This is a genomic window from Streptomyces lunalinharesii, assembly GCF_039532155.1.
Lineage (GTDB): Bacteria > Actinomycetota > Actinomycetes > Streptomycetales > Streptomycetaceae > Streptomyces > Streptomyces lunalinharesii.
The window spans coordinates 34428-61251 of sequence record NZ_BAAARK010000017.1 but is presented as its reverse complement, the minus strand read 5'-3'; the positions used below and the strand labels follow the sequence as shown (position 1 = coordinate 61251).

The following is a 26824-nucleotide window of genomic DNA, read 5'->3' as shown; positions in this document are numbered from 1 at the left end:
GCGCCGTCCCCGCTCACGCCTCCCGTTCGCCCGCCGCCACGGCCTTCGCCCAGCGGTAGTCCGCCTTGCCGCTGGGCGAGCGCTGGATGCGGTCGGTGAAGACGACCTGGCGCGGGACCTTGTAGCCGGCCAGGCGGGTCCGACAGTGCGCCTGGAGGGCATCGAGGTCCAACGGGGCTGCGGCCGTGCGGAGTTGGACGACTGCGGCCACCCGGTTGCCCCAGCGGTCGTCCGGCACGCCGGCCACCAGCGCGTCGTAGACGTCCGGATGCGCCTTGAGCGCCTGCTCGACCTCCTCGGGGTAGATCTTCTCCCCGCCGGAGTTGATGCACTGCGAGCCCCGCCCGAGGACGGTGACCACCCCGTCGGTGCCGACGGTGGCCATGTCGCCGAGCAGCACCCACCGGTCGCCGTTCGCCTCGAAGAACGTCTCGGCGGTCTTCGCGGGGTCGTTGTAGTAGCCGAGCGGGACGTGGCCGCGCAGTGCGAGGCGGCCCGCCGCGCCGACCTCGGCCGGCCGGTGGGTGGCCGGATCCACCACCGCCATCCGGGAGTTGACGTTCAGTCGGAAGCCCTTGGCGGGGCCGGAGTCGTCGGTGGCGGTGCCGTTGAAGCCCGACTCCGAGGAGCCGAAGTTGTTCAGCAGCAGCGCGTTCGGGACCAGCGCGCTGAACTGGGCGCGGACCGTGTCGGAGAGGATTGCCCCGGAGCTGCTGACGCTGAACAGGGACGAGCAGTCGGTGCCCTTGAGTGGTCCGGCGAGCGCGTCCACCAGCGGCCGCAGCATCGCGTCACCCACCAGGGAGACACTGGTGACCCGCTCCCGTTCGATGGTGCGCAGCACTTCCTCCGGCGCGAACTTGCGGTGGATGACGACCTTCTGGCCGAAGTGGAAGGCGATGAACGCGGTGAGCGTCGAGGTGCCGTGCATCAGCGGGGGCGTCGGGAAGAAGACCAGGCCCTCGCCGCCGGCCGCCACCCGTTCGGCCAGCTCCTGCGGGCGGCCGACCGGCTCCCCGGTCGGTGCGCCGCCGCCCATCCCCGAGAAGAAGATGTCCTCGTGGCGCCAGACCACACCCTTGGGCATGCCGGTGGTCCCGCCGGTGTAGATGACGATCCGGTCGTCGGCGGAGCGCGGGCCGAAGCCGCGGTCGGGCGAGCCGGCCGCCACCGCCTGGGCCAGCGGCACCGGTGCGATCCGCGGCTCGGTGGCGCCGGCGGGCGGGGTGCCGACCCGCACCAGGTGGCGCAGCTTCGGGGCCTGCGGCAGCGCGCCGGCCACCCGCTCGGTGAACTCCGCGTCGAAGACCAGCGCCACCAGGTCGGCGTCCCGGTAGAGGTACGCCAACTCCTCTTCGACGTAACGGTAGTTGACGTTCACCGGCACGGCGCGGACCTTCAGGCAGGCGTAGACGCCCTGGAGGTACTCGACCCCGTTGTAGAGGTGCAGTCCGACGTGGTCACCGGGGCCGACGCCGTGGTCGGTGAGGTGGTGGGCGAGCCGGTTGGCCGCGCGGTCCAACTCCGCGTAGCTGAGCCGGGTTTCGGCGCCGCTGCCCGGGTGGTCCAGGTGCACCAGCGCCTCACGGTCGGGGATGGTGTCGACGATCGACTCGAAGAGGTCGGCGAGGTTGTACTCCATGGCTCCTCCAGACCGGGCGGACGTCGGCTCGGGCGTCATTAGAGCGCCGTGGCCGAGCGCAGGGAAGGGCCCCGACCAAGAAAACTGACTGGTCGTCAGAAAAGCCTTGAACTCGCCGTGCGGCTACTGCAACCTGTTCTACGTCGTGAGACGGGAGGACGGAATGGGCGGGACCGAACACGCCGCGACCGCACCGGCACGGCCGGAGGACGCGGGCACCGAACACCTCACCGTGACGCGCACCGGCGCGACACTGGTGCTCACCCTCAACCGGCCGGAGGCCAAGAACGCGCTGTCCCTGCCGATGCTGGTCGGCCTGTACGACGGCTGGTTGGCCGCCGACGCCGACGACGGCATCCGGTCGATCGTGCTGACCGGCGCCGGCGGCTCCTTCTGCGCCGGCATGGACCTCAAGGCGCTGGCCGGCGGCGGGATGGCCGGCGAGGAACACCGGGAACGGCTGCGCGCCGACCCCGACCTGCACTGGAAGGCGATGCTGCGCCACCACCGCCCGCGCAAACCGGTGATCGCCGCCGTCGAGGGCCACTGCGTCGCCGGCGGCACCGAGATCCTCCAGGGCACCGACATCCGGGTCGCCGGCGAGGGCGCCACCTTCGGGCTCTACGAGGTCCGGCGCGGCCTGTTCCCCATCGGCGGCTCCACCGTGCGCCTGCCCCGGCAGATCCCCCGCACCCACGCCCTGGAGATGCTGCTCACCGGCCGCCCCTACCCGGCCCCCGAGGCCGCCCGGATCGGCCTGATCGGGCACGTCGTCCCCGACGGCACCGCCCTGGACAAGGCCCTGGAGATCGCCGAACGGATCAACGCCTGCGGACCGCTCGCCGTCGAGGCGGTCAAGGCGTCCGTCTACGAGGCCGCCGAGCTGACCGAGGCCGACGGGCTCGCCGCCGAACTCGCCCGCGGCTGGCCGGTCTTCGACACCGCCGACGCCAAGGAGGGCTCCCGCGCCTTCGCCGAGAAGCGCCCACCGGTCTTCCGGCGCGCCTGACCCCACCCCATCGAGGAGACCGCCATGCCAGAGGCCCTCACCGCGCCGCTCGTCGTCGAATTCCCCTTCACCCGCTCGCTCGGACCGGTGCAGAGCGCCTTCCTCACCGGGCTGCGCGAACGCACCGTCCTGGGGGTCCGGGCCCGCGACGGGCGCGTGGTCGTGCCGCCCGTCGAATACGACCCGGTCACCGCCGACGAACTGCGCGAACTGGTCGAGGTCGCCCCGACCGGCACCGTCACCACCTGGGCCTGGAACCCGTCCGCGCGCCGCGGCCAGCCGCTGGACACCCCCTTCGCCTGGGTCCTGGTCCGGCTCGACGGCGCCGACACCGCCCTGCTGCACGCCCTCGACGCACCCGGCCCCGAGGCCGTGCACACCGGCATGCGGGTGCGGATCCGCTGGGCCGCCGAGCGCACCGGCGCGATCACCGACCTCGCCTGCTTCGAACCCGCCGACGACGCGCCGGGGCAGCCGCACGCCCGGCCGCACGACGGGGAGTTCGCCGACCCGGTCACCGGCATCACCGCCCCGGCCCGGCTCGACTACACCTACGCGCCCGGCCGCACCCAGGCCCGCTACCTCCAGGGACTCGCCGCACACAAGACCGTCGGCGAGCGCTGCCCGGCCTGCCGCAAGGTGTACGTCCCGCCCCGCGGCGCCTGCCCCACCTGCGGCGTGGCGACCGGCGAACAGGTCGAGGTCGGCCCCCGCGGCACCGTCACCACCTTCTGCATCGTCAACATCAAGGCCCGCAACCTCGACATCGACGTGCCCTACGTCTACGCCCACATCGCCCTGGACGGCGCCGACCTCGCCCTGCACGCCCGGATCGGCGGCATCCCCTACGACCAGGTGCGGATGGGCCTGCGCGTCGAACCCGTCTGGACCGAGGGCGCCCACTACCCCGACCACTACCGCCCCACCGGCGAGCCCGACGCCGACTACGACAGCTACAAGGAGCTGATCTGATGTCCGAGCCAGCGCGCGGCCCGGTGCGCGACGTCGCCGTCGTCGCCTTCGGGCAGAGCGAGCACCTCCCGGACAGCGCGGAGACCTCCGAGGTCGAGATGCTGATGCCGGTCCTGCACGACGTGCTCGCACGCACCGGCCTGAAGGCCCGCGACATCGACTTCACCTGCTCCGGCTCCTCCGACTACCTCGCCGGCCGCGCCTTCTCCTTCACCATGGCCCTGGACGGCGTCGGCGCCTGGCCGCCGATCTCCGAATCGCACGTGGAGATGGACGGCGCCTGGGCGCTGTACGAAGCCTGGGTCAAGATCCTCACCGGCGAGGCCGACACCGCGCTGGTCTACGCGTACGGCAAGTCCTCGCCCGGCGACCTCCGCGAGGTCCTCACCCGCCAGCTCGACCCGTACTACGTCGCCCCGCTCTGGCCCGACTCCGTGGCGCTCGCCGCTCTCCAGGCCCAGGCCCTGATCGACGCCGGCCACACCGACGCGCGGGAACTGGCCGCGATCGGGGCGCACCGCCGCGGCCGGCCGGACGCCGCCCCCGGGCGCCAAGTCGTCGGCCCGTTGCGCACCGGTGACTGCCCGCCGGTGGTGGACGGGGCCGCCGCGGTGGTCCTCGCCGCCGGCGACACCGCCCGCCGACTGGCCGACCGCCCCGCCTGGATCCGCGGCCTGGACCACCGCATCGAGGCGCACGCCCTGGGCGTCCGCGACCTGACGGACTCGCCCTCCACCCGACTCGCCGCCGCCCGCGCGGGGGCCTTCGACGCCCCCGTCGACATCGCCGAACTGCACGCCCCGTTCACCTCCCAGGAGGTCGTCCTGCGCCGCGCCCTGCGGCTCGACGCCCCCGGCAGCACGGTCCGCATCAACCCGTCCGGCGGCGCCCTGGCCGCCAACCCCGTGATGGCCGCCGGGCTGATCCGCCTCGGCGAGGCCGCCGCCGCCGTCCAACGCGGCGACGCCGACCGCGCTTTGGCGCACGCCACCTCGGGCCCCTGCCTGCAACAGAACCTGGTCGCCGTCCTGGAGGGGGAGCGATGAGCAACGCAGCGACCGCGAAGGAACCGGTGGCCGTCGTCGGCGTCGGCCAGACCAAGCACGTCGCCGCCCGGCGCGACGTCTCGATCGCCGGACTCGTCCGCGAGGCAGCCCAACGGGCCCTGGAAGACGCCGAGTTGACCTGGGCCGACATCGACGCGGTGGTGATCGGAAAGGCCCCCGACTTCTTCGAGGGGGTGATGATGCCGGAGCTCTACCTCGCCGACGCGCTCGGCGCCGTCGGCAAGCCGATGCTCCGGGTGCACACCGCCGGCTCGGTCGGCGGCTCCACCGCCCTGGTCGCGACCAACCTCGTCGCCGCCCGGGTGCACCGCACGGTCCTCACCCTCGCCTTCGAGAAGCAGTCCGAGTCCAACGCGATGTGGGGCCTGTCCCTGCCGGTCCCCTTCCAACAACCGCTGCTGGCCGGCGCCGGCGGCTTCTTCGCCCCGCACGTCCGCGCCTACATGCGGCGCACCGGCGCCCCCGACGGCATCGGCTCCCTGGTCGCCTACAAGGACCGCCGCAACGCCCTGAAGAACCCCTACGCGCACCTCCACGAGCACGACCTCACCCTGGAGAAGGTCCGGTCCTCGCCGATGCTCTGGGACCCGATCCGCTACTCCGAGACCTGCCCGTCCTCCGACGGCGCCTGCGCCATGGTCCTCACCGACCGGGCCGGCGCCGCCCGCGCGCCGCGCCCGCCGGCCTGGGTGCACGGCGGGGCGATGCGCAGCGAACCCACCCTGTTCGCCGGCAAGGACTTCGTCTCCCCACAGGCAGGCAAGGACTGCGCCGCGGACGTCTACCGACAGGCCGGCATCACCGACCCCCGCCGCCAGATCGACGCGGTCGAGATGTACGTCCCGTTCTCCTGGTACGAGCCGATGTGGCTGGAGAACCTCGGCTTCGCGGCGGAGGGCGAGGGCTGGAAGCTCACCGAGTCCGGCGTGACCGAACTCGACGGGGACCTGCCCGTCAACCCCTCCGGCGGGGTGCTCTCCACCAACCCCATCGGCGCCTCCGGCATGATCCGCTTCGCCGAGGCCGCACTCCAGGTCCGCGGCCAGGCCGGCGAGCACCAAGTCGACGGCGCCCGGCGGGCGTTGGGGCACGCCTACGGCGGTGGTGCGCAGTTCTTCGCCATGTGGTTGGTGGGCTCCGAAGCCCCCGCCGGCTGACCTCCGGCGCCCGTCGGACGTCCTCTGTCCGTCCCTGGGCGCAGTCGTTACCCTGGCCACGGACGACGACCGGGAGGAGCGGTTACGTGGCCGACAGCATCACCGACCAGCGGCTCGCGGGCGGGCCCAGGCCCGCACTCGACCTGTCCCACGCCGACTGGCAAACGAGCACACGGGGCGTCGGCGGCGACGTCCAGGTCGCCTTCGTCGAGGGGTACGTCGCGATGCGCAACGGCCGCAGTCCGGACATACCCGCGCTGATCTTCACGCCCGCCGAGTGGCGCGGCTTCGTCCTCGGCGCCCGCGAGGGCGAATTCGACCTCACCTGAGGTCGGGTGACGCACCGTCACCCGCTCCCGGCCCCCGTCCACGGCGGGTGCCGGGCGCGGCAGGTGACCGCCCCGCGGCCCCGCCGGCACGAGCGGACGCCAACGGCCCGCCCGTCACGGCCAGCGCAGTTCCTTCGTCCAGCCGGCCCCGTCGCGGCGGTACGCCAGCCGGGTGTGGTTGCGGTCCTCGGCGCCCTGCCAGAACTCCACCGACTCCGCCCGCACGGTGTGCAGCGTCCACTCGGCCGGCACCAGCCCGGGATCGCGGGCCAGCCGCGCGGCGGCGTCGGCCACCGCGGCGTCCCGCTCCGCCAGCGACGCCAACGGCTGGCTCTGCCGACCGAGCAGCGCCTCGGCCCGCGCCCCCGCGCCACGGGCCAGGAAGTCGGCGGCGGAGCGCTCCGCGTCCTCCCGCACCACCGGACCGCGCACCCGCACCTGGCGGGCGAGCGGCTGCCAGTAGAAGGTCAGCGCGGCGTACGGGCGGGCGGTCAGCTCCCGCCCCTTGACGCTGTCGTCGTGCGCGGCGAACCGCCAGCCCGCCGCGTCGACGTCCTTGAGGATCAGGGTGCGCGCGGACGGATTGCCGTCGGCGTCGGCGGTGGCGAGCGTCATCGCGTGCGGCTCGGGGACCTGCGAGCGGATCGCACCGAGCAGCCAGGCGGTGAACAGCTCCACCGGGTCGTCGGGCGTCGCCACCGGGTCGAACGCCGGCAGTGCGCCCCCGAACACCGGTAGACCGCGCAGCAGTTGACGGAGATCGGCCATGCCTCCCCCTCGTACGTTAATGGTTGCGAGCGACCGTACCATTAGCACTATGGAGGCAACCCGGCTCGCACTGGATCTCGCCGGCACCATCCGGCACGACGGACACGGCGGCGTCGCCGACGACCTGGCCGACACCGCCGGCCTCGCGGCCTGGCTCCACGACCGGGCGGGCACCCTGGACCGCGCCGAGGGCGGCCCGCCCCCGGCGGACCCGGCACTGCTCACCGCGGTGCGGGAGGTGCGCGCCGCACTCCGCGCACTGTGCGCCCGCGCCGTCCACCCGGCCCCGCCCAGCTCCGCCGACGCCCACCACCTGCTCCCCGAGGACCAGGCGCTGGCCCGGCTGAACGCCGCCGCGGCCCGCGTCCCCACCGCCCCGCGGCTCACCTGGGAACCCGGCGTCCCGCCCGTGCTCCGCCACCTCCCCGTCGGCGCCCCGCCCGCCGCCGACCGACTCACCGCCGCGCTGGCCCGGGCCGCCCTCGCCCTCCTCGGCGGCCCGGACCGCGAACGGCTGCGGGCCTGCCCGGCCCCGCGCTGCGTGCGCTACTTCGTCAAGGAGCACGCCCGCCAGGAGTGGTGCACCCCGTCCTGCGGCAACCGCGCCCGGGTCGCCCGCCACCACCGGCGCCGCCGCGCCGTGGAACGCTGAGGACGCCGCCGACCTGCACCGGAGACGGCCGTCCGGGCCGTGCTCGGGGCCGGGCCACGTACGATGGCGGCATGTCCTTCCTCCGCCGCCGCAGCGCAGCCACGCCCGCCGGTCCAGACTTCGACGTCCTGGCCATGGACCCGGGGGACTGGCCCGGCAATCTCGGGGCCGGGCTGCTGCCGGCGCCCGACGGAAGCTGCCAGGGCGTCTTCCTCCGCTACGACCTGTTCGGCGGCCGCGGCCCCGCGATGATCATCGGCAACCTGCCGGAGGGCTCCCCCGCCCGCGAGGTCGAGGAGGACCAGGTCCCCTTCGAGGTCGCCCAGCTCCTCGCGGCGCTCGACAACGACGAGCCGGTCACCGTCGTCGAGACCGAGGACACCCCGGTGATGCACCAGGACAACCTCCTGATCGTCAAGCGGATCAAGTGCTCCGAGAGCCGCATCTCCTGCGTGCAGTTCGACCGCAGCGACGGCGTGCTGGTGACCATCGCCAGCTGGGACCGCCCGATCACCGACGACCTCTACGCCCTGCTCAAGCCGCTGCCCGCGGAACTCTTCCAACAGGGCTGACCCGGCGGACCGGCCGCGCGGACGGGACGCGCCCGGTGGACGGCTCGCGAGCCGTCCACCGGGCGCACCGCGTTCCGGCACCGTGCGGGGGCTACGACCCCGACGACCGGACGTCCACGTCGGCCGCCCGCACGTAGCCGATCCGGTGCCCCAGCTGGATCTCGTAGTACCTGTCCTTGCCCCGGACCACCGCGTGCTGGTTGACGTCGAAGGTCGGCGAGTAGAAGTAGTCCGACCGGACCTGCCCGCCGACCGCGTACTCCTGCCCGGCGAGCAGCTTGTACGGCAGCGGCGTGACCGACTGCACCGGCACCTTCGACGGGTACGCCGCCTGCTCCGGGTACGCCCTCCCGTACACCGGGATCTCCGCCCGGCCCGCCTTCGGCACGGCCACCAGGCCCTTGGCGTCCACCGCCGTCGGGTTCGACCGCGGGTTGTGGAACCACGCCCGCTGCCCGAGGTACCAGATCGCCGTCCAGTCGCCGTCCCGGCCGGCCACCGCGAACCGCTGGCCGGTCGTGGCCCGCGCCCCGGTGTCGTTCACCCCGGTCGTGCTGGGGGAGCCGTCCGGGTGCAGCCCGACGTCCTGGACCAGCGGCGCGCTCTCGCTCGGCGCGGTGTACAGCCGGACCGCGGCCGAACCGTGCGCCGCACAGCTCTCCCCGGCCTTCTCGCAGCCGGTGTAGACCGGCCGGTTGCCGTCGTAGGACGGACGGATGGTGACCAGGCCGCCGTGCGGGCCCGCGGTGGCCTCGAACGGTCGGCCCAGCAGGGTGAAGTAGTGCGCCCAGTCCCAGTACGGACCGGGGTCGGTGTGCATCCCCGCGATCGTCGACGGGATCGTCCCCGGCACGTTGTCGTGGCCGAGGATGTGCTGCCGGTCCAGTGGGATGTCGTACTTCGCCGCCAGGTACTTCACCAGCCGGGCCGAGGCGCGGTACATCGCCTCCGTGTACCAGGCGTCCGGCGTGGCGAGGAAGCCCTCGTGCTCGATGCCGATCGAGTGCGCGTTGACGTACCAGTTGCCCGCGTGCCAGGCGACGTCCTGGGTCCGCACGTGCTGCGCGATCAACCCGTCAGCGGAACGGATGGTGTAGTGCCAGGACACGTACTTGGGGTCCTTGATCAGCCGCAGCGTGGTGTCCCACGACCCCTCGGTGTCGTGGATGACGAGGGTGTCGATCCGCTGGTCCTTGGGCCGGTCCGCCAGGTCGTGGTTGCCGTAGTTGGTGCCGTTGTCGTACTGCTCGTACGGCGCCGGCCAGGACTCGCACGCCACCGTCCAGGGGCACTCCAGCGCCGCACCGGATTCCCGCGTCGAGGCGCGCCGGGCGCTGGCGGCCCTGCCGAGACGTTTCTCCTGCGCGGCGTCGGCGGTCAGCCGCGGCGCGGCGGCCAGCGTGACCCGCTGCCCCGCGTCGGTGGTGCGGCGCTGCCCCTGCCGCATCACCCCGAAGACGTCCCGCGCGAACGCCGCCCCGCTGCGCGGATCGTCCGCGCTCCCGTAGCGCGCCACCGCCGCGTACCACTTGGCCGGATCGGCGCTGGCCGGCAACCCCAGCTGACGCTGGGCGGCGGCGAGCAGCGCGGCGCCGCCCCGCACGTTCGCGGCCGGGTCGGACCGCAGCTTCGCCGCCGGCAGCCCGGTCAGCCGCGCCGCGGTCGTCAACGTCCGCAGCCGGGACGGGAGTTCGGCGGGCAGCACCGCCCGCCGCGCCGGCGCGGCCGTCCGCAGCGGCCGGGCGGTGTCGCCGCGGGCGTCCGCGGCGTCCGAGCTGAACTCCGGGTCCCGCGCCACCGCGGTCCGGGCGTCGGTCAGGTGCATCGGCCCGTAGCCCCCGGACACGCTGGGCGCGCCGCCGTGGCCGTCCCAACGGGATTCCAGGTACGCGACGCCCAGCAGCACGCTGCGCGGCACGTGGTAGCGCGCGGCGGCGTCGCCGAAGGCCCGTTGGAGGGCGCCGGACGGCGGCTGCCCGGCCGGCGCGGACGGCGTCGCCGCGACCAGCGGCACCAGCAGCGCCGCCGCGGCGACGGCGGTGGCGGATCTGCGCAGGACGGCATGGCGGGTTCTGGACGCGTCTTCCGGTGCGGATCCTCGCAAAACAGCCTCCTCAAGCCGGCCCGAGCCGGGGCGGTGTGACGGTGGTGTGCCTTGCCAGGGCCTGCCCGGTGGAGCGTGGCACCGGCCCAGGCCGCGGCCGTGCGGGAGAACCCGAGACTAGGGCCCAGGTCGGCCGAGAACCATAGTTGTGCCGACGCGCCGTCAATCACCACACCCGCTCGGGATTTCGCATGTCAGGGCATCACCTGAGGAGCCTTCCCGGCGCGGGCCCGGGAGCTGCGGGGCGTCAGTGGAATGGACCAATGCATGGGTGAGCGGCGCGGCCCTGGTAGGGCGCGCCGCTCACAGATTCCCCCTCGGGGTGCCGTCGGCATCCCCGGCGGTCAGCGGGTGCCGACCGCCGCCCGCACCGCCCGCCGCGCCATCTGCGCGTCGTCGTGCAGCCTGCGCAGCAGCAACCGCTGCTCCTCGCCCGCCCCCGGCGCCCCGGACGCTCCGCCGCCCGGCACGGCGGCCGGGGTGGGCTCGCGCATGGTCCGCTGGACCGCGGTCTCGTAGCGCCGGATCTCGCGGGTCAGCACCAGCATCAGGTTCACCAGGAAGGCGTCCCGGGCCGCGGTGCCCGCCGCCTGGGCGAGTTGGCTGATGTGCCGGCGGGCGACCGGCGCCTCGCCCAGCACCGTCCACAGCGTGGCCAGGTCGTAGCCGGGGAGGTACCAGCCCGCGTTGTCCCAGTCCAGCAGCACCGGGCCGACCGGCGAGAGCAGGACGTTGTTCAGCAGCGCGTCGCCGTGGCAGAACTGGCCCTGGGTGTGCGCCAGGCCGTGCAGCAGCTTCTGGAGGTCACCCAGATCGCGGTCGGTCAGCAGCCCCAGATCGTGGTACCGCCCGATCCGGCCCGCGTAGTCCAGCGGGGCGTCGAACAGGCCGGCCGGCGGACGCCAGGCGTTGATCCGGCAGATCGCCCCGAGCGCGGCCCGCACGTCGGCCCGCGGCGGCGCCTCGGAGGGGTGGCGCGTCAGGGCCGCCACCCGCCCCGGCATGCGCTCCACCACGAGCGTGCAGTTGTCGGGGTCGGCCGCCACCAGCCGCGGAACCCGGACCGGCGGACGGTGCCGGACGAACGCCCGGTACGCGCTTATTTCCTGCCGGAAGCTGTCGGCCCAGGCGGGGGAGTGGTCCAGTAAACACTTGGCGACGGCGCTCATCCGACCGGTCGTCCCCAGGAGCAGTACGGACTTCCCGCCGCGCCGCAGCACCTGGACCGGGTTGAACTCCGGACAGATGCGGTGCACCGAGGCGACCGCGGCGCGCAGCTGGGCGCCCTGGGGGCCGGACAAGTCGAGTCTCCCGCTGAGCGGTTGGGTGCCCATCCCCTGTGCCCGCCGGTTCCGGCCGCCGGAGAGACCGGTCACCGCCCCCGCGGAAGGGGTGGGATCCAGATACGGCCCGCTCCCGTGGGGGTGCGGGCGGTACGTCCGGGTGGGGGCGGTCACGGCGGACGATGCTGCATACATGGGTGAGACAGGTCCCTTCGTGCGCCGACGAGTTGCGTGCGCTCCCGGCCCGGCGGCGGGAACCCGTGAACGGGCCCCGTACAGGCGGCCGATCCTCAAGGTCCCCGTGCAGGGCACGCACCCTGGGGAATGCGGTCCCGCCACCGGGCCGGGGGCTGCACACCTACCGAACACGCGGCTGCGGGTGGCAGACCATCTGGCGCACCCTGGCGAACCCTGGCGAATGCTCGCAGCCCCTGTCACCGGCCGTTACTGTCAACTCAGTCGAGGAACCTGGGGGCTTGACGTGAGCAGGGAGCCGAACGCTCGTCTCGCGGACCTTTTCGGCCTGGCCGGCTGGTCCAAGGGAGAACTCGCGAGGCTGGTCAACCGGCAGGCGGCGGCCATGGGGCATCCGCAGCTGGCGACCGACACCTCGCGGGTCCGGCGCTGGATCGACATGGGCGAGACGCCCCGGGACCCGGTGCCCAAGGTGCTCGCCTCCCTCTTCACCGAGCGCCTCGGCCGTGTCGTAACCACCGAGGACCTCGGGTTCGCCCGGACCGGTCGCGCGGGGAAGCGGCAGGCCATGGACGGTCTGCCGTGGGCGCCCGAGCGGACCGCGGCGGTCCTCACGGAATTCACGGGAATGGACCTCATGCTCAATCGACGCGGCTTGGTGGGGGCCGGCGCGGCGCTCGCCGCGGGCTCCGCACTCACCGGTGCCCTGCACGACTGGCTGCACACCGACCCCGCTCCGCTCGCCCTCCACCACGACGATCCGCTCGCCCACGAATCCCTGTACGAACTCGACCAGATCGGCCTCGACCGCTACGAGGCGGCCCCGGTGGGGTCGCAGGAGATCGACGCCCTGGAGCACTCCGTCGAGGTGTTCCGCCGCTGGGACGCGGCCCGCGGCGGCGGCCTCCAGCGCAAGGCCGTGGTGGGCCAGCTCAACGAGGTCGGCGGGATGCTGGCCTACCGCCACCCCGACCACCTCCAGCGCCGGCTCTGGGGCGTGGCCGCCAACCTCGCGGTGCTGGCCGGCTGGATGTCCCACGACGTGGGCCTGGAGCCCACCGCGCAGAAGTACTTCATCATCGCCGCCCACGCGGCCCGCGAGGGCGGCGACCGTCCGCGCGCCGGCGAGGCGCTCTCCCGCGCCGCCCGCCAGATGGTCCACCTGGGCCGTCCGGACGACGCCCTGGACCTGATGAAGCTTGCCCAGTCCGGTTCCGGCCAGGAGACCCTGCCGCGCACCCGCGCCATGCTGCACACCATCGAGGCGTGGGCCCACGCCTCGAAGGGCCACGGCCAGGCGATGCGGCGCACGCTCGGCGAGGCCGAGGAACTGTTCGTCTCGGACCGGGGCGACGTACCGCCGCCGGCGTGGATGCAGATGTTCGACGAGGCGGATCTGCACGGCATGCAGGCGTTGGCGTTCCGCACGCTCGCGGAGCACGACCCGTCCGCCGCCAAGATCGCCCAGAGGCACGCCAAGCAGGCGTTGCACCTGCGCAGGAGCGGTCACCAGCGGTCGCAGATCTTCGACTACATCTCGATGGCCTCGGCCTGCTTCCTCGGCAACGAACCCGAACGGGCCGACCGCTATGCCCGGTTGGCGCTGATCTCCATCGGGGAGAACTCCTCGCACCGCACCTGGGACCGGCTGCGCGAGATGTTCCGGCTCACCGGCCAGTTCGCCGGCTGCGGCAAGATCCAGGACCTCCGCGACGAGCTCCAGCAGGTCCTGCCGAAGCCGCGGGCCAAGGGGAAGGGCGCCGCCCTCAAGCCGGGCATCGGACCGGACCTGGGGCCGAACTTCTCGCTCTGAGGGTCCTGCGGGGCCGCGTCGTCCACCAGCTGCCGTCGGGGCGGACCCACGCCCGCACCCGCGAGCACGGCGGCGACGGTGCGCCTCCGCCCTCGTCGACCGGCCGGTCGCGCCGAGCCCGCTCGCCCCTCGTCACCGACACCACCCGACGCCCGCGGGAGATCCCAGTGGAACACCCTGCCCGAAGAACTACCCGAAGACCTGTCTGAAGATCCGCCCGCCGACCTGCGGCAGCTTGGAGCTGACGGGCCCTCACCAGAGCGTCAGGTCGCTCGGGGTGACCGGCGCCCCCGCGGCCGGTCCGCCCGACGGTCGCGCCGTGCGTCAGTCGCCGACCTTGGCGAGCAGCACGCAGGCGTCGTCCTCCCGCTCGGTGGCGCCGAACTCCTCCACCACGATGCGGACGCTCTCCTGCGCGCTGCGGGCGGCGCCGAGCCGCGGTGCCAGCGCGAGCAGCCGCTCGGTGCCCTCGTGGGCACTGTCCGGACCGTGGGTGCGGCGCGGGACCAGCCCGTCGGTGTGCAGCACCAGCAGGTCGCCCGGCTCCAACTGCTCGGCGCGCTGGCCGTAACTGGCGCCGGTCGTGGCCCCGAGCAGGACGCCCTCCGGCGGGTCCAGCGCGCGCCCCGTGCCGCCGCGGAACAGCAGCGGCGCGGGGTGCCCGGCCTGGGACCACTCCAGTACCCGCGTCGCGGGGTCGAACTGGCAACAGACCGCGCTGCCCAGCGCCGGCTGGGTGGCGCTGTCCAGCAGTTGGTTGAGGAAGCCCATCAGCTGCCCGGGCCGGTGCCCCGCCACGGCCATGCCGCGCAGCGCGCCGAGCACCATCGCCATGCCGGACGTCGCCGCGACGCCGTGCCCGGTGAGGTCGCCGACGCTCAACAGCGTGCGCCCGTCCGGGAGTTGGAGGGCGTCGTACCAGTCTCCGCCGATCAGGGCGGAGGTGTCGGCCGGTAGGTAGCGCCCGGCGAGGTCCAGGGTGACCGGGCCGCCCTCGGGGAAGCGCAGCGAACCGCGCCACGGCGGCAGCACGGCCTCCTGGAGTTCGACCGCGAGCCGGTGCTCGGTCTGGGCGATGTGCCGCTGGCGCTGGAGCGAGTCACCGGTCTCGCGCACCGCCGTCTGGCTCCGGCGCAGCTCGCTGACGTCGCGGAGCACGGCCCACATGCAGGCGGTGCTGCCGTCGGCGTCGAGCACCGGCTCGCCGACCATGTGGACGGTGCGGATGCCGGAGTCGACGCGCAGGATGCGGAACTCGCCGTCGATCGGCCGGCCGTCCACCAGGCAGTCGGTGACCATCACGGCCAGCTTCTCCTGGTCGTCGGCGTGCACCAGGGACGGCAGCTCGTCCAGCGTCAGCGGCTCGTCGGCCGGCTCCCGGCCGAACATCGTGTAGAGCTCGTCGGACCAGGTCACCTCGTCGGTGAGCAGGTTCCACTCGGCGCTGCCCACCCGGCGCAGCAGCGCGCCCCGCTCGGGCGCCGCGGGCTCGGGCGGGGCCACCGGCAGCTCGACGCGCGGCTCCGCGGCCCCGGTGGGCGAGCTGGGCAGGCCCTCTCTGAGCTGGTCGAGGTGGCCGCCGAGGTCGTCCAGGTGGTGGACGGCGAGCTCGCACAGCGCCCGCTGCCAGCGCAGCTGCGGGTCGGCGGCGAGGTCACCGGCGACCGAGGACTCTCTGCGTACCGCGTCGAGGCCACCGCGCAGGGTGCGGGCCTGCGAGATGAGTGCCTCGACCGCGCCACGCTCGGGGGTCTGATCGGCTGGGTGATCCGCGAAGAGAGGGGGCGGCATGACGTACTCCGTGATCAGGCGGCGCCGGAACGTATGGGCCGGTTACGACTCTTGCACAGGCTGCGACGGACCGTAAGGGATTTGGCACTACCCGATACGGTGGTGCACCCGGCATATGTCATCGGCCTCCTTGTGGCAACCGGGCCCGAATCGGCGGAAGCAATGGTTCCACGCTAGGCTGCGGCCGCCGTACAGCTGTCTACCCCGCCGATCCATGGTGGGAACGACGCATACGGTCCGCGGTCACCGGCAAGAATGCCGGTCAGCGGAAATCCCGTTGCCAGCCTGTCCCCCGCACCGGATGCTGACCTCATGTTCGATCCAGACATAGCGCCCAGTGGCACCCTGCTCGGCCTCCTTCAGCGAGGCCGCGGCGACGGGACCCTGCATGCCCTCGCGGCGCCGCGGGCCGAGGCGCTCGCGGCACTCAACGACAGTGTGCTGTGTGACGCGCGCCGGGACTGGCAGGTGGAGAACCGCTCGCTCTATTACGCGCGCCTCTACATGCAGCTCGACGGTGGTCTCGAGGAGATCGAACGGCACCTCTTCCACCCCGACGACCTCACCGACACCGGCGAGGAGCGCACCGGACTGACCCTCTCCGTCCTCGGCCACCTCGCCGCGTACGGCAAGGACGCCGCCCGGCTGCTGTTGCGCAGCTACGCCGCGGTGGGCAGCAACTGGCGCTGGGCCCTCGACGAACTCGCGCTGCGTGACGACGACGCCGGGCTGATCGGCCTGGCGCCGGCTGTCCTGGCCCGTTTCCCCGCGACCCCGGAGGGCGAAGCCCTGCTGGCCGCCACCGTGCGGGACGCCTTCGAGCCCCGGCCCTGGCGGTTGTGGGCCGAGGACGGCCGCTACGGCGCGCGGCTGGCCGCCGCCGACGAGCAGGGTTCCTTCGACCGCTGGCAGCGCCAGCTCCGACCGCGCGGCCCGCGCCCCGGCTGGAGCGTGGCCGAGGTGCTGGAGTGGGCCGAGCACGAACTCGAACCGCGCCCCGGGGAGCACCGCTACCTCGCCGCCGCCCGCTGCCTGAGCGCCGTCGCCGGTCCCGAGGACCGCGCCGAGCTGCTGCGGGCCGGCCGCGGCGGACCCGACGCGGCGCGCGCCGCGGTCCTGCACCACCTCGCCGAGCGCGGCGACGGCGCGGTCCTCGACCTGATCGAGGCCGCCGCGACCGATCCGCTCTCCGGGGAGCCGCTGGTGGCCGCCGCGCTCTCCGCCTACGAACGGATGCGCAGCGTGGCCGCTGTCGAGCGGGCCCGCACCTGGGCCGCGCGCCCGGACCGGCTGGGGGCGTCGGCCGCCGCGATGCTGGCCTGTCGCGGCGCGCGTCGCGACACCGACCTGGTACTGGCCGCGCTCCGCCGCACCGTGCTGGAAGAGGGGCCGGACGCCTGCGCGCTGTGGGAACTGGTGGACGGTGCCGGTCGCCTCGGGATCGCCTGCGCCGCCCCCGTGCTGCGCCACCTCTATCGCGAGACCTCCTCCTCGCACCTGCGCGGCCGGGCCGCCGCCGCGCTCGCCGCCACCGACCCCGGGTTCGCGGCCGGCTTCGCCGTCGAGTGCCTCTGGGACTGCGAGGAGACCACCCGGGAACTCGCCGCCCGGCACGCGGCCACCGGCGACGACCGGGTGGTGGAACAGCTCCGCCGTCTCGCCGCCGATCCGGCCGAGGAGGCCGAGGTGCAGACCGCCGTGCGCGCCCGCTTCGGTCCGGACGCCTCGGCGGTGTGAGGCCGCGACCGGCGCCCGGCTGAGCGGGCGGAGGGGCGAACGCTCATGGGACGTTCGCCGGTTGGAAAGATCCCCTTGGCGCGGTCCACGCACGGTGCGCCGACAACAGCGGTATGCGTGTCGCCCTCGTCACCGAATCCTTCCCGCCCGACGTCAACGGCGTCGCACACTGCGCCCTCCAGACCGCCCGCCACCTCGTCCGGCGCGGGCACGAACCGCTGGTCATCGCCCCGTTGGCGAACTCCGCACCGGCCGCCACCGGCCACGGCAACGACAGCCCGTGCCCGGTGGTGCGGGTGCCCTCCATGCCGCTGCCCGGATACCCGCAGGTGCGGATCGCGCTGCCCGGGCGGCGGCTGTCCGCGGCGCTGGACGGCCACCGGCCCGATCTGGTGCACCTGGCCAGCCCCTTCGTCCTGGGGGCACGGGGCATGGCGGCAGCGGCCCGGCGGGGGGTGCCGGCGGTCGCGGTCTACCAGACGGACATGGCGCGTTACGCGCGGACTTACCTGGGGCGCGGCGGGACGGCGGCCTGGCGCCGGATCCGGGCGGTGCACGCCGCCGCCGACCTCACCCTGGCCCCGTCGAGCGCGGCGCTGCTGGACCTGACCGAGCACGGGGTGCCCCGGGTGCGGCTGTGGCCGCGCGGGGTCGACTCGGCGCGGTTCCACCCCGGGCGGCGGGACGCGGTGCTGCGCAGCTCGTTGCTGGCGGGACGGGAGCTGCTGGTGGGGTATGTGGGGCGGCTGGCACCGGAGAAGGACGTCCGGCTGCTGGCCGAGACCTCTCGGCTGCCCGGCGTGCGCACCGTGGTGATCGGGGACGGCCCCAGCGCCGCCACCCTGCGGGCGCAGCTGCCCGAGGTGCGGTTCCTGGGGCGCCGGACCGGTGACGAACTGGCCCGGCTGTACGCGTCGTTGGACGTGTTCGTGCACACCGGGCCCTACGAGACCTTCTGCCAGACCGTGCAGGAGGCGATGGCCTCCGGGGTCCCGGTGGTCGCCCCGGCCGCCGGCGGACCGTTGGACCTCGTCGACCACGGGCGGACCGGGCTGCTGGTCCCCTCGGGGGACGGCGTGGCGGTGCGGGACGCGGTGCGGACGCTGTTCGGGGACGCGGAGCTGCGGGTGCGGTACGGCGCCGCCGGCCGGCGGGCGGTCGCGGCCCGTACCTGGGAGGCGGTCGGCGACCAGTTGCTGGCCCACTACGACGACGTGCTGGCCGACCGGACGGCGGTGGCGGCGTGAGCGCCCGTCGGGCCCGGAACGGCCGGACGGGACTGCGGATCGTCCGGATCGCCAACTTCGTCGCCCCGGCCTCCGGCGGGCTGCGCACCGCACTGGGCGAGCTGGGTGCCGGCTACCGGGCCGCCGGCCACGACCCGGTGCTCGTCGTGCCGGGGCCACCGGACGCGGTGGGGCCGCGCGGCATCCGCGACGAGGAGACCGCCCAGGGGCGGGTGCTCACCCTCCCCGGCCCGCAGGTGCCCGGTACCGGCGGCTACCGGGTGCTCGCCGACCGCCCCCGGCTCCGGGACCTGCTGGCCGAACTGGACCCGGACCGGCTGGAGGTCTCGGACCGGACGACGCTGCGCTGGACGGGGGAGTGGGCGCGGCGGGCCCGGGTCCCGGCGGTGATGGTGTCGCACGAGAGCGTGGACGGCGTGCTGCGCACCTGGGGCGTGCCGCGCCCGTTGGCCCGGGCGGTCGCCGACCGGGCCAACGCCCGTACCGCGTACGCCTACAGCCGGGTGGTGTGCACGACCGAGTGGGCGGCGGCGGAGTTCCTGCGGGCCGGGGCGCGGAACGTGGTGCGGGCGCCGCTCGGGGTCGACCTCGCCGCCTGGCACCCGGACCTGCGCCGCGGCGCGCCGCGCGACCGGTACGCCGACCGGGCCGCCGTCCTGTTGCTGCTGTGCTCCCGGCTGTCACCGGAGAAGCGGCCCGGGCGGGCCCTGGACGCCCTCGTCGAGCTGCGGCGGCGGGGCGTGGACGCGGCGCTGGTGGTGGCCGGCGACGGGCCGCTGCGGGGCCGGCTGGCGGACCGGGCGCGGGCCGCCCGGCTGCCGGTGACGTTCCTCGGGCACCTCGCCGACCGGAGCCGGCTGGCCGCGCTCCAGGCCGGCGCCGACCTGGTCCTGGCGCCGGGACCGGCCGAGACGTTCGGGCTGGCGGCGCTGGAGGCGCTGGCCTGCGGCACCCCGGTGGTCGCCAGTGCGGCGTCGGCGCTGGCCGGACTGGTCGGCGACGGCGGGGACACCGCCCTGGACGACGGCGGGTCCTTCGCCGATGCGGTGCAGCGGGTGCTGGCCCGGCCCGAGCCCGTTCGTCGGGCGGCGGCCCGGCGGCGCGCCGAGGGGTACGGCTGGCAGCCGGCGGTGACCGCGTTCCTGGCGGCCCACGACGCGCCCAGGCCGGCCGGCGGGCGGCCGATGGCACCGGTCGGACCGCGGCCGGCCGGCCCCTGGAGCCGGCGGTGACGCCCGGGTTCGTGGCCCTCGGCGACTCGCTCACCGAAGGGCTCGGCGATCCGGTGGCGGGCGGTGGTTGGCGGGGCTGGGCGGCGTTGCTGGCCGACGGGTTGGGTCAGCGGCCCGGCGACGTCCCGCTGGTGAACCTGGCGCGCAGCGGGGCGCTGGCGGCCGACGTGGCGGGCGAGCAGCTGCCGCAGGCCCGCGCGCTCGCCCCGCGCTTCGCGTCCGTGCTGGTCGGCGCCAACGACACGCTGCGCGCCGCGTTCGCCATCGACCGGGTGGCGGCGGCGCTGGACCAGGCCCACGGCACCCTCAGCGCCGGCGGGACGGTGGTGCTGACGGCCTGCCTGCCCGACCCCGGCCGGATGCTGGGGCTGCCCGCGCCGCTGGCCCGCCCGTTGGCCCGCCGGATGCGCGCCGTCAACACCGTCGTGCACGCGGTCTCCGCCCACTACGGCGGCGTCCACCTGCACCTCGCCGACCACCCCTGGGTGGCCGACCGGACCACCTGGAGCGTGGACCGGCTGCACCCCAGCGAGCGCGGCCACCGGCTGCTGGCCCGCGGCTTCCACGCCGCGCTGACCGCCCGCGGCCTGGCCTGCGGGCCGCCGCCCCCGCTCACCCTCGACGGCCCGCCGCCGACCCGGATCGGCTCGCTGGTGTGGATGGCGACCCGCGGCACCCGGTGGGTGGCCGACCGGTGCACCGACCTGCTGCCCGGACTGCTGGCGCTGGCCGCACGGGAGTGCCGGTACGGGGTGGCCGGATCCGGGCGGTTGCTGGACGCCGCCGCCGAACGGGCCACCCGCAGCGCCCTCGCGGCCCTGTCCGAACCGGGCGGCGCTGCGACAATGGCGGGATGACCGGGCGCTGGGAGTTCTGGGTCGACCGCGGCGGCACCTTCACCGACGTGGTGGGCAGACGGCCGGACGGGCGCCTGGTCACCGGCAAGCTGCTCTCCCACCACCCCGAGCGCTACCAGGACGCCGCGGTCGCCGGGATCCGGATGATGCTGGGGCTCGGACCGAACGAACCGGTGCCCGCCGAGCGGGTCTCGGTCGTCCGGATGGGCACCACCGTCGCCACCAACGCCCTCCTGGAGCGCACCGGCGAGCCGACGGTGCTGCTGACCACCGAGGGGTTCCGGGACGCGCTGCGGATCGCCTACCAGAACCGGCCGCGGATCTTCGACCGGCGGATCGTGCTGCCCGAGGCGCTCTACGACCGGGTGATCGAGGTGCCGGAGCGGATCGGCGCCCGCGGCGAGCTGGTCCGGCCGCTCGATGCGGAACCCGTCCGCCGGGAGTTGCGCCGGGCCCGCGCGGACGGTCTGCGCAGCGCCGCGGTGGTGCTGCTGCACGGCTACCGGCACACCGCGCACGAACGGGCCGTCGCCGAGCTGGCCAGGGCCGCGGGCTTCACCCAGGTCAGCTGCTCGCACGAGGTCAGCCCGCTGATGAAGCTGGTGGCCCGCGGCGACACCACCGTCGTCGACGCGTACCTGTCGCCGATCCTGGCGCGCTACGTCGACGGGATCGCGGCTCAACTCCCCGGCATCCGGCTGCTGTTCATGCAGTCCAACGGCGGGTTGCGGGAGGCCACCCACTTCCGGGGCAAGGACGCGGTGCTGTCCGGGCCGGCGGGCGGGGTGGTCGGGATGGTCCGGGCGGCCGCGGAGGCCGGCGGGCCGGGCCGGCGCGGCGGTTTCGACCGGGTGATCGGGTTCGACATGGGCGGCACGTCCACCGACGTGTCGCACTACGCGGGCGAGTTCGAGCGGATCTTCGGCAGCGAGGTCGCCGGCGTGCGGATGCGCGCCCCGATGATGAACATCCACACCGTCGCGGCCGGCGGCGGCTCGGTGCTGCACTTCGACGGCCGCCGCTATCGGGTCGGCCCGGACTCGGCCGGCGCGGACCCCGGCCCCGCCTGCTACCGGCGCGGCGGCCCGCTCACCGTCACCGACGCCAACGTGATGCTCGGCCGCATCCAACCGGACCACTTCCCCGCGGTGTTCGGGCCGGACGGCGACCAGGGGCTGGACGCCGCGACGGTCCGCACCCGGTTCGCCGAGCTGGCCGCGCGGGCCGCCGCCGCGACCGGCGACGCGCGCGGGCCCGAGGACGTCGCCGCCGGCTTCCTGGACATCGCGGTGCTCAACATGGCCAACGCGGTCAAGAAGATCTCCGTCCAGCGCGGCCGGGACGTCACCCGCTACGCCCTGGTCAGCTTCGGCGGCGCGGGCGGCCAGCACGCCTGCGCGGTCGCCGACGCCCTGGGCGTCGACACCGTCCTCGTCCCGCCGCTGGCCGGGGTGCTCTCCGCCTACGGCATCGGGGTCGCGGACGCCACCGCGATGCGGGAGCAGGCCGTCGAGGAGCCGTTCGACGCGCCGGGGGCGATCGACCGGGTCCACACGGTGTGCGACGCCCTCGCCCGGCAGACCCGAGGGGAACTCCTCGACGACGGCGTGCCGGCGGCGTCGCTCACCACCCGCGCCCGGGTCCTGGTCCGCTACGCCGGCACCGACGCCGCCCTCGGAGTGCCGCTCGCCGACGCCGCCGCCATGGCCGCGGAGTTCGTCCGGGCCCACCGCGAGCGGTACGCCTTCGCGATGGACAAGCCGCTGGTCGCCGAGGCGGTGTCGGTGGAGGCGCTCGGCGCGGCCGGCGGCGCGGCCGACCACCACGACCAACTGCCGGAAAGACACGGCGAGTTGCGGGCCTCGGCGACCGTCCGGATGTACGTCGGCGGGCGGTGGCGGGACACCGCGCTGTACCACCGCGGCGCGCTGCGGCCCGGTGACGTCCTCAGCGGCCCGGCGATCGTCGCCGAGGACGACGCCACGACCGTCCTCGACCCCGACTGGCGGGCCACCGTCGGCGAACGCGGCCACCTGGAGCTGACCCGGGTCCGGCCGCGCCCCGGGCGGACCGCCGTCGGCACCGCGGCGGACCCGGTGATGCTGGAGGTCTTCAACAGCCTCTTCATGGCCATCGCCGAGCAGATGGGCGTCCGCCTGGAGCACACCGCCCACTCGGTCAACATCAAGGAGCGGCTGGACTTCTCCTGCGCGCTCTTCGACGCCGCGGGCAACCTGATCGCCAACGCCCCGCACATCCCGGTGCACTTGGGGTCGATGGGGGAGTCCATCAAGGAGGTGCTGCGGCGCCGCGGCGACGACCTGCGGCCGGGGGACGTGTACGCGGTCAACGACCCGTACCACGGGGGCACGCACCTGCCGGACGTCACCGTCGTCACCCCGGTGTTCGACGCCGACGGGCGCGAGCTGCTGTTCGTCGTCGCCTCCCGGGGGCACCACGCCGAGATCGGCGGCATCACCCCGGGCTCGATGCCCGCCTTCAGCAGCACCATCCAGGAGGAGGGGGTGCTCTTCGACAACTGGCTGCTGGTGCGCGACGGCGCGCTGCGGGAGCGGGAGACCCGCGACCTGCTCACCGCCGGGCCGTACCCGTCACGGGCCCCGGACGTCAACCTCGCCGACCTGCGCGCCCAGATCGCCGCGAACGAGAAGGGCGTCCACGAACTGCGCCGGATGACCGAGCAGTTCGGGCTGGACGTCGTGCGGGCGTACATGGGCCACGTCCAGGACAACGCCGAGGAGTCGGTGCGCCGGATCCTCGGCGGGCTGTCGGACGGGAGCTACCGCTACGAGACGGACAGCGGCGCACAGATCCAGGTGGCGTTGACCGTCGACCGGGCGGCCCGCAGCGCCGTACTGGACTTCGCCGGCACCTCGCCGCAGCAGCCCGGCAACACCAACGCGCCCCGTTCGGTGGTGATGGCGGCCGTGCTGTACGTCCTGCGGACCCTGGTCGCCGAGGACATCCCGCTCAACAGCGGCTGCCTCAAGCCCGTCCGGGTACGCGTCCCGGAGGGCTCGATGCTGGCGCCCGTCTACCCGGCGGCCACCGTGGCCGGCAACGTGGAGACCTCCCAGGCGGTCACCGGTGCGCTCTACGCCGCGATGGGCGTCCAGGCCGAGGGCTCGGGCACGATGAACAACCTGACCTTCGGCAACGCGCGGGTGCAGTACTACGAGACGGTCGCCAGCGGGGCGGGGGCCGGCGACGGCTTCGACGGGGCGGACGCCGTGCAGACCCACATGACCAACTCCCGGCTGACCGACCCCGAAGTCCTGGAGTGGCGCTATCCCGTCCGGGTCGACGGCTTCGCGCTCCGGGACGGCAGCGGGGGCACCGGCCGCTGGCACGGGGGCCGCGGGGTCGAGCGCCGGCTGCGGTTCCTGGAGCCGATGACGATCGCCCTGCTCTCCCATCACCGGCGGATCGCACCGTACGGCATGGCCGGCGGTGGTCCTGGCGCGCTGGGCGTCAACGTCCTGGAGCGGGCCGACGGTTCGCGCGAGGAACTGCGGGGCTGCGACGCGGCGGAGGTCGGCGTGGACGACGTGCTGGTCGTCCGGACGCCGGGCGGCGGCGGGTACGGGGTGGCGTAGCCGGCGCCCGGCCGCGGACCGCGTCGGGTCCGCGGCCGGGCGCGTCGGGGGTGCCGGGCGCTACTCCTCCGACGCCGCGCGGCGGCACGCCTCGAAGGCGACCGTCGCGGGGCGAGACGCATGGCGATCACGGTTCCTTCCGGGCGGACGCCCGAGTCGGTCACTCGGGGCGCTTGATCCGCTACGGAAAGTGCCCAGCGGAGGCGTCCGGAACGCCGGGGGAACCGGGGCGCCGGGCGTGAACGGCCGGCGTGCGGAGCGCACTTCGGGCGTCGGGGGCACCCGGGGCGCATCGGCCTCAACCGGGGTGCGCCGCCCGGCCCGACCGCCGGCCGATCCGCACGAACCGGGTCGGCGTGCCCGGCACCGCCTGGGCCGCCGCGGCCAGGAAGCGTTCCGGGACCACGCCGACGACCGGGTAGCCACCGGTGGTGGGATGGTCGTGCAGGAACAGCACCGGCAGGCCGTTCGGCGGGACCTGGAGGGCGCCCAACGGCATGCCCTCGCTGGGGAGTTCGCCGTCCCGGGCGCGTTCCAGGGCGGGCCCCTCGGTGCGCAGCCCGATCCGGTTGGACGCCGCGGAGACCCGGAACCGGCCGGTGGCCAGGGTGCGCAGCCCGTCGGCGGTGAACCAGGCGTCGCGCGGCCCGGGCAGGAACGGCAGCACCAGCTCGGCCGCCGCCCCGGCGAGCGGGACCGCGTCGGCGGCGGCCGGCGGGCCGTACGGGGCGCCCAGCGGGAGCACCGTGCCGTCCGCGAGCGGGTCCGTGCCCAGTCCGGAGAGCAGGTCGGTGGCGCGGCTGCCGAGCACCGGCTCGACGGCGATGCCGCCGGCGACGGCGAGGTGGCAGCGGACTCCGTGGGTGGCCGCGCCGACCTCCAGCACGGCACCGGCCGGGACGCGCACCGGCGCGCCCCACGGGGCGGGGCGGCCGTCGACGGTCACCGGGCACGCGGCGCCGGTGACCGCGACGGTGGTGGCGGTGCGCGGGCGGACCGCGCAGCCGGTGAGGGTGGTCTCCAAGGTGGCCGCCGAGGCGGGGTTGCCCACCAGACGGTTGGCGAGCCGGTGCGCCGGCCCGTCCAGGGCGCCGGAGCGCGGCACCCCGAGGTGGGCGTGGCCGGGCCGGCCGAGGTCCTGGACGGTGGTGAGCGCACCGGCCCGGACCACCGAGAGGGCGCGGTCGGTCATCGGGCGGGCTCCTCGGTGGTGCGGTCGGGGCGGGCCGCTGTGGCGCCGGCCCGGGGAGCGCGCGGGGCCGGTACGGGCGCGTCCGCGGGGACGAAGCGGACGGGCGTGCCGGGGGCCAGCAGCGCCGCGGGTGCGCGCCGCGGGTCCCACAGGACGGCGTCGGTGCGGCCGATCAACTGCCAGCCGCCGGGGGAGGAGCGCGGATAGACCCCGGTGTACGGGCCGGCCAGTCCGACCGAGCCGACCGGGACCCGGGTGCGCGGGGTCGCCCGGCGCGGCACGTGCAGGCGTTCCGGAAGCCCCGTCAGGTAGCCGAAGCCGGGCGCGAACCCGCAGAAGGCGACCCGGAAGCGGGCGCCGGAGTGCAGCCGGACCACCTCGTCGGGGGTGACGCCCCACAGTGCGGCGACCTCGGCCAGGTCGGGCCCGTCGTAGTGCACCGAGATCTCCACGGCCGGGCGGTCGCCGCCGGTGAGCGGCGGGATACGCCAGTCGGCCAGCTCCGCGGCGAGCGCCCGGGGGTCGGCCAGGCCGTCGAGGAAGACGGTCCGGGCGGCCGGCACCACCTCGCGCACCGCCGGCAGGGTGCCGTCGGCGGCCCGGCGCAGCACCTCGGCGTGCAGGGCCTCGACGTCCGTCGCGCGGGTCAGCTCGATCAGCAACCCGTGGTCGCCGACCGGCAGCGTCGTCAGGGGCGGCCGCCCCGCCTCGTCGGCTGCCGCACCCGCCGCGCCGCCCGTCACGCGAAGCTCCGGACGGGGACGCCGGCCGCGGTCAGCTCGGCCCGCACCCGCCGCGCCAGCTCCGCGGCGCCCGGGGTGTCGCCGTGCAGGCACAGCGAGCGCGCGGCGACCGTGATCCGGGTGCCGTCGCGGGAGGTGACCGCACGGTCCCGGGCCAGGCCCACGGCGCGCTTGACCACCGCGTCGGGGTCGTGCACGACCGCGCCGGCCTCCCGGCGCGGGACCAGGGTGCCCCGGTCGGTGTAGGCGCGGTCCGCGAACGCCTCGCCGACGACCGGGAGGCCGGCCTGGGCGGCGGCCCGGTGCAGCTGGGAGCCGGGCAGGCCGAGGACCGGCAGCCGGCCGCCCGCGGCGCGGACCCCGGCGACCACCGCGGCGGCCTGCTCGACGTCGTCGACGCAGCGGTTGTAGAGCGCCCCGTGCGGCTTGACGTAGCCGACGCGGGCGCCGGCGGCGCGGGCGAAGACCTCCAACGCGCCGATCTGGTAGGTGACTTCGTCGGCCAGTTCGTCGGGCGGCAGGTCCATCGCACGGCGTCCGAAGCCGGCCAGGTCGCGGTAGGAGACCTGGGCGCCGATCACCACCCCGCGCTCGGCGGCCAGCGCACAGACCCGACGCATCGTGGACGGGTCGCCGGCGTGGAAGCCGCAGGCGACGTTGGCGCTGGTGACGACGGAGAGCAGGGCCTCGTCGTCGGTGAGGTGCCAGCGGCCGAACCCTTCCCCGAGGTCGGCGTTGAGGTCGATGGGGGGAAGGGCGGCCGGGTCGCTCATGGATGTCCGTTCCGGGTGCGGAGGTGCAGTGCGGATGCGGGGGGCTGCGGCGGTGCCGGAGCGGAAGTCAAC

21 protein-coding genes are annotated in these 26824 nt (G+C 75.1%); 13 read left to right on the top strand and 8 right to left on the bottom strand.

What is annotated here, in order from left to right; genetic code table 11:
* Window positions 1-13: 13 nt before the first annotated feature.
* On the bottom strand, window positions 14-1642 hold the full coding sequence (locus ABD385_RS24130) for an acyl-CoA synthetase (protein ID WP_344579636.1): 1629 nt from the start codon (window positions 1640-1642) through the stop codon (window positions 14-16).
* Window positions 1643-1805: 163 nt separating this feature from the next.
* Here ABD385_RS24130 and ABD385_RS24125 point away from each other — a divergent pair, with 163 nt between their 5' ends.
* The 5 genes from ABD385_RS24125 to ABD385_RS24105 all read left to right on the top strand — a co-directional run bounded on the left by ABD385_RS24125 (window position 1806) and on the right by ABD385_RS24105 (window position 6176).
* Window positions 1806-2651, top strand: coding sequence for a crotonase/enoyl-CoA hydratase family protein (locus ABD385_RS24125; RefSeq protein WP_344579634.1), 846 nt, complete (start codon window positions 1806-1808; stop codon window positions 2649-2651).
* Between the two features lie 24 nt (window positions 2652-2675).
* Window positions 2676-3623 (top strand): Zn-ribbon domain-containing OB-fold protein, encoded by a 948-nt coding sequence (locus ABD385_RS24120; RefSeq protein WP_344579631.1) that lies wholly within the window; start codon window positions 2676-2678, stop codon window positions 3621-3623.
* Window positions 3623-4669 (top strand): lipid-transfer protein, encoded by a 1047-nt coding sequence (locus ABD385_RS24115; RefSeq protein ID WP_344579628.1) that lies wholly within the window; start codon window positions 3623-3625, stop codon window positions 4667-4669. Before ABD385_RS24120 ends, ABD385_RS24115 begins: the two co-directional genes overlap by 1 nt.
* On the top strand, window positions 4666-5847 hold the full coding sequence (locus tag ABD385_RS24110; RefSeq protein WP_344579625.1) for a thiolase domain-containing protein: 1182 nt from the start codon (window positions 4666-4668) through the stop codon (window positions 5845-5847). Before ABD385_RS24115 ends, ABD385_RS24110 begins: the two co-directional genes overlap by 4 nt.
* A gap of 86 nt (window positions 5848-5933) precedes the next feature.
* Window positions 5934-6176, top strand: coding sequence for a DUF397 domain-containing protein (locus ABD385_RS24105; protein ID WP_344579622.1), 243 nt, complete (start codon window positions 5934-5936; stop codon window positions 6174-6176).
* Between the two features lie 114 nt (window positions 6177-6290).
* On the opposite strand, the gene ABD385_RS24100 is transcribed toward ABD385_RS24105, so the two are convergent.
* A complete protein-coding gene (locus tag ABD385_RS24100) occupies window positions 6291-6944 on the bottom strand; it encodes a pyridoxine/pyridoxamine 5'-phosphate oxidase (protein WP_344579619.1) in 654 nt (217 codons plus the stop codon).
* 49 nt (window positions 6945-6993) lie between these two features.
* Here ABD385_RS24100 and ABD385_RS24095 point away from each other — a divergent pair, with 49 nt between their 5' ends.
* Complete coding sequence (locus tag ABD385_RS24095; RefSeq protein WP_344579617.1) at window positions 6994-7596, top strand: ABATE domain-containing protein; 603 nt, start codon at window positions 6994-6996, stop codon at window positions 7594-7596.
* A 71-nt stretch (window positions 7597-7667) separates the two neighbouring features.
* Window positions 7668-8168, top strand: coding sequence for a hypothetical protein (locus tag ABD385_RS24090; protein WP_016571679.1), 501 nt, complete (start codon window positions 7668-7670; stop codon window positions 8166-8168).
* 91 nt (window positions 8169-8259) lie between these two features.
* Here the strand turns inward: ABD385_RS24090 and ABD385_RS24085 are convergent, their stop codons facing one another.
* Together ABD385_RS24085 and ABD385_RS24080 are read right to left on the bottom strand one after the other, a co-directional pair.
* Window positions 8260-10272, bottom strand: coding sequence for an N-acetylmuramoyl-L-alanine amidase (locus tag ABD385_RS24085; RefSeq protein ID WP_344579613.1), 2013 nt, complete (start codon window positions 10270-10272; stop codon window positions 8260-8262).
* A 344-nt stretch (window positions 10273-10616) separates the two neighbouring features.
* Complete coding sequence (locus ABD385_RS24080) at window positions 10617-11750, bottom strand: aminoglycoside phosphotransferase family protein (protein ID WP_344579612.1); 1134 nt, start codon at window positions 11748-11750, stop codon at window positions 10617-10619.
* A gap of 286 nt (window positions 11751-12036) precedes the next feature.
* On the opposite strand from ABD385_RS24080, the gene ABD385_RS24075 reads away from it, so the two are divergent.
* Window positions 12037-13563, top strand: coding sequence for a DNA-binding protein NsdB (locus ABD385_RS24075; RefSeq protein ID WP_344579609.1), 1527 nt, complete (start codon window positions 12037-12039; stop codon window positions 13561-13563).
* A gap of 324 nt (window positions 13564-13887) precedes the next feature.
* Here ABD385_RS24075 and ABD385_RS24070 read toward each other — a convergent pair whose 3' ends face one another.
* A complete protein-coding gene (locus ABD385_RS24070; RefSeq protein WP_344579606.1) occupies window positions 13888-15354 on the bottom strand; it encodes a PP2C family protein-serine/threonine phosphatase in 1467 nt (488 codons plus the stop codon).
* A gap of 312 nt (window positions 15355-15666) precedes the next feature.
* On the opposite strand from ABD385_RS24070, the gene ABD385_RS24065 reads away from it, so the two are divergent.
* The 5 genes from ABD385_RS24065 (at window position 15667) to ABD385_RS24045 (ending at window position 24044) form a co-directional block, all read left to right on the top strand.
* Complete coding sequence (locus tag ABD385_RS24065; RefSeq protein WP_344579604.1) at window positions 15667-17091, top strand: HEAT repeat domain-containing protein; 1425 nt, start codon at window positions 15667-15669, stop codon at window positions 17089-17091.
* Between the two features lie 113 nt (window positions 17092-17204).
* Window positions 17205-18338, top strand: coding sequence for a glycosyltransferase family 4 protein (locus ABD385_RS24060; RefSeq protein WP_344579600.1), 1134 nt, complete (start codon window positions 17205-17207; stop codon window positions 18336-18338).
* A complete protein-coding gene (locus tag ABD385_RS24055) occupies window positions 18335-19570 on the top strand; it encodes a glycosyltransferase (protein ID WP_344579597.1) in 1236 nt (411 codons plus the stop codon). The genes ABD385_RS24060 and ABD385_RS24055 overlap by 4 nt, the downstream gene beginning before the upstream one ends.
* Entirely contained in the window at window positions 19567-20427 is an 861-nt protein-coding gene (locus tag ABD385_RS24050; RefSeq protein ID WP_344579595.1) for an SGNH/GDSL hydrolase family protein, read from the top strand. The genes ABD385_RS24055 and ABD385_RS24050 overlap by 4 nt, the downstream gene beginning before the upstream one ends.
* On the top strand, window positions 20424-24044 hold the full coding sequence (locus ABD385_RS24045; protein ID WP_344579594.1) for a hydantoinase B/oxoprolinase family protein: 3621 nt from the start codon (window positions 20424-20426) through the stop codon (window positions 24042-24044). The genes ABD385_RS24050 and ABD385_RS24045 overlap by 4 nt, the downstream gene beginning before the upstream one ends.
* 298 nt (window positions 24045-24342) lie before the next feature.
* Here the strand turns inward: ABD385_RS24045 and ABD385_RS24040 are convergent, their stop codons facing one another.
* The 3 genes from ABD385_RS24040 to ABD385_RS24030 are packed head-to-tail and all read right to left on the bottom strand — an operon-like array spanning window position 24343 to window position 26752.
* Entirely contained in the window at window positions 24343-25236 is an 894-nt protein-coding gene (locus tag ABD385_RS24040; protein ID WP_344579593.1) for a 5-oxoprolinase subunit C family protein, read from the bottom strand.
* Window positions 25233-25979 (bottom strand): 5-oxoprolinase subunit PxpB, encoded by a 747-nt coding sequence (gene pxpB / locus ABD385_RS24035; protein ID WP_425585460.1) that lies wholly within the window; start codon window positions 25977-25979, stop codon window positions 25233-25235. Before pxpB ends, ABD385_RS24040 begins: the two co-directional genes overlap by 4 nt.
* Window positions 25976-26752: a LamB/YcsF family protein gene (locus ABD385_RS24030; RefSeq protein WP_344579591.1), complete on the bottom strand. Its 777-nt coding sequence runs from the start codon at window positions 26750-26752 to the stop codon at window positions 25976-25978. Before ABD385_RS24030 ends, pxpB begins: the two co-directional genes overlap by 4 nt.
* Window positions 26753-26824 lie beyond the last annotated feature (72 nt).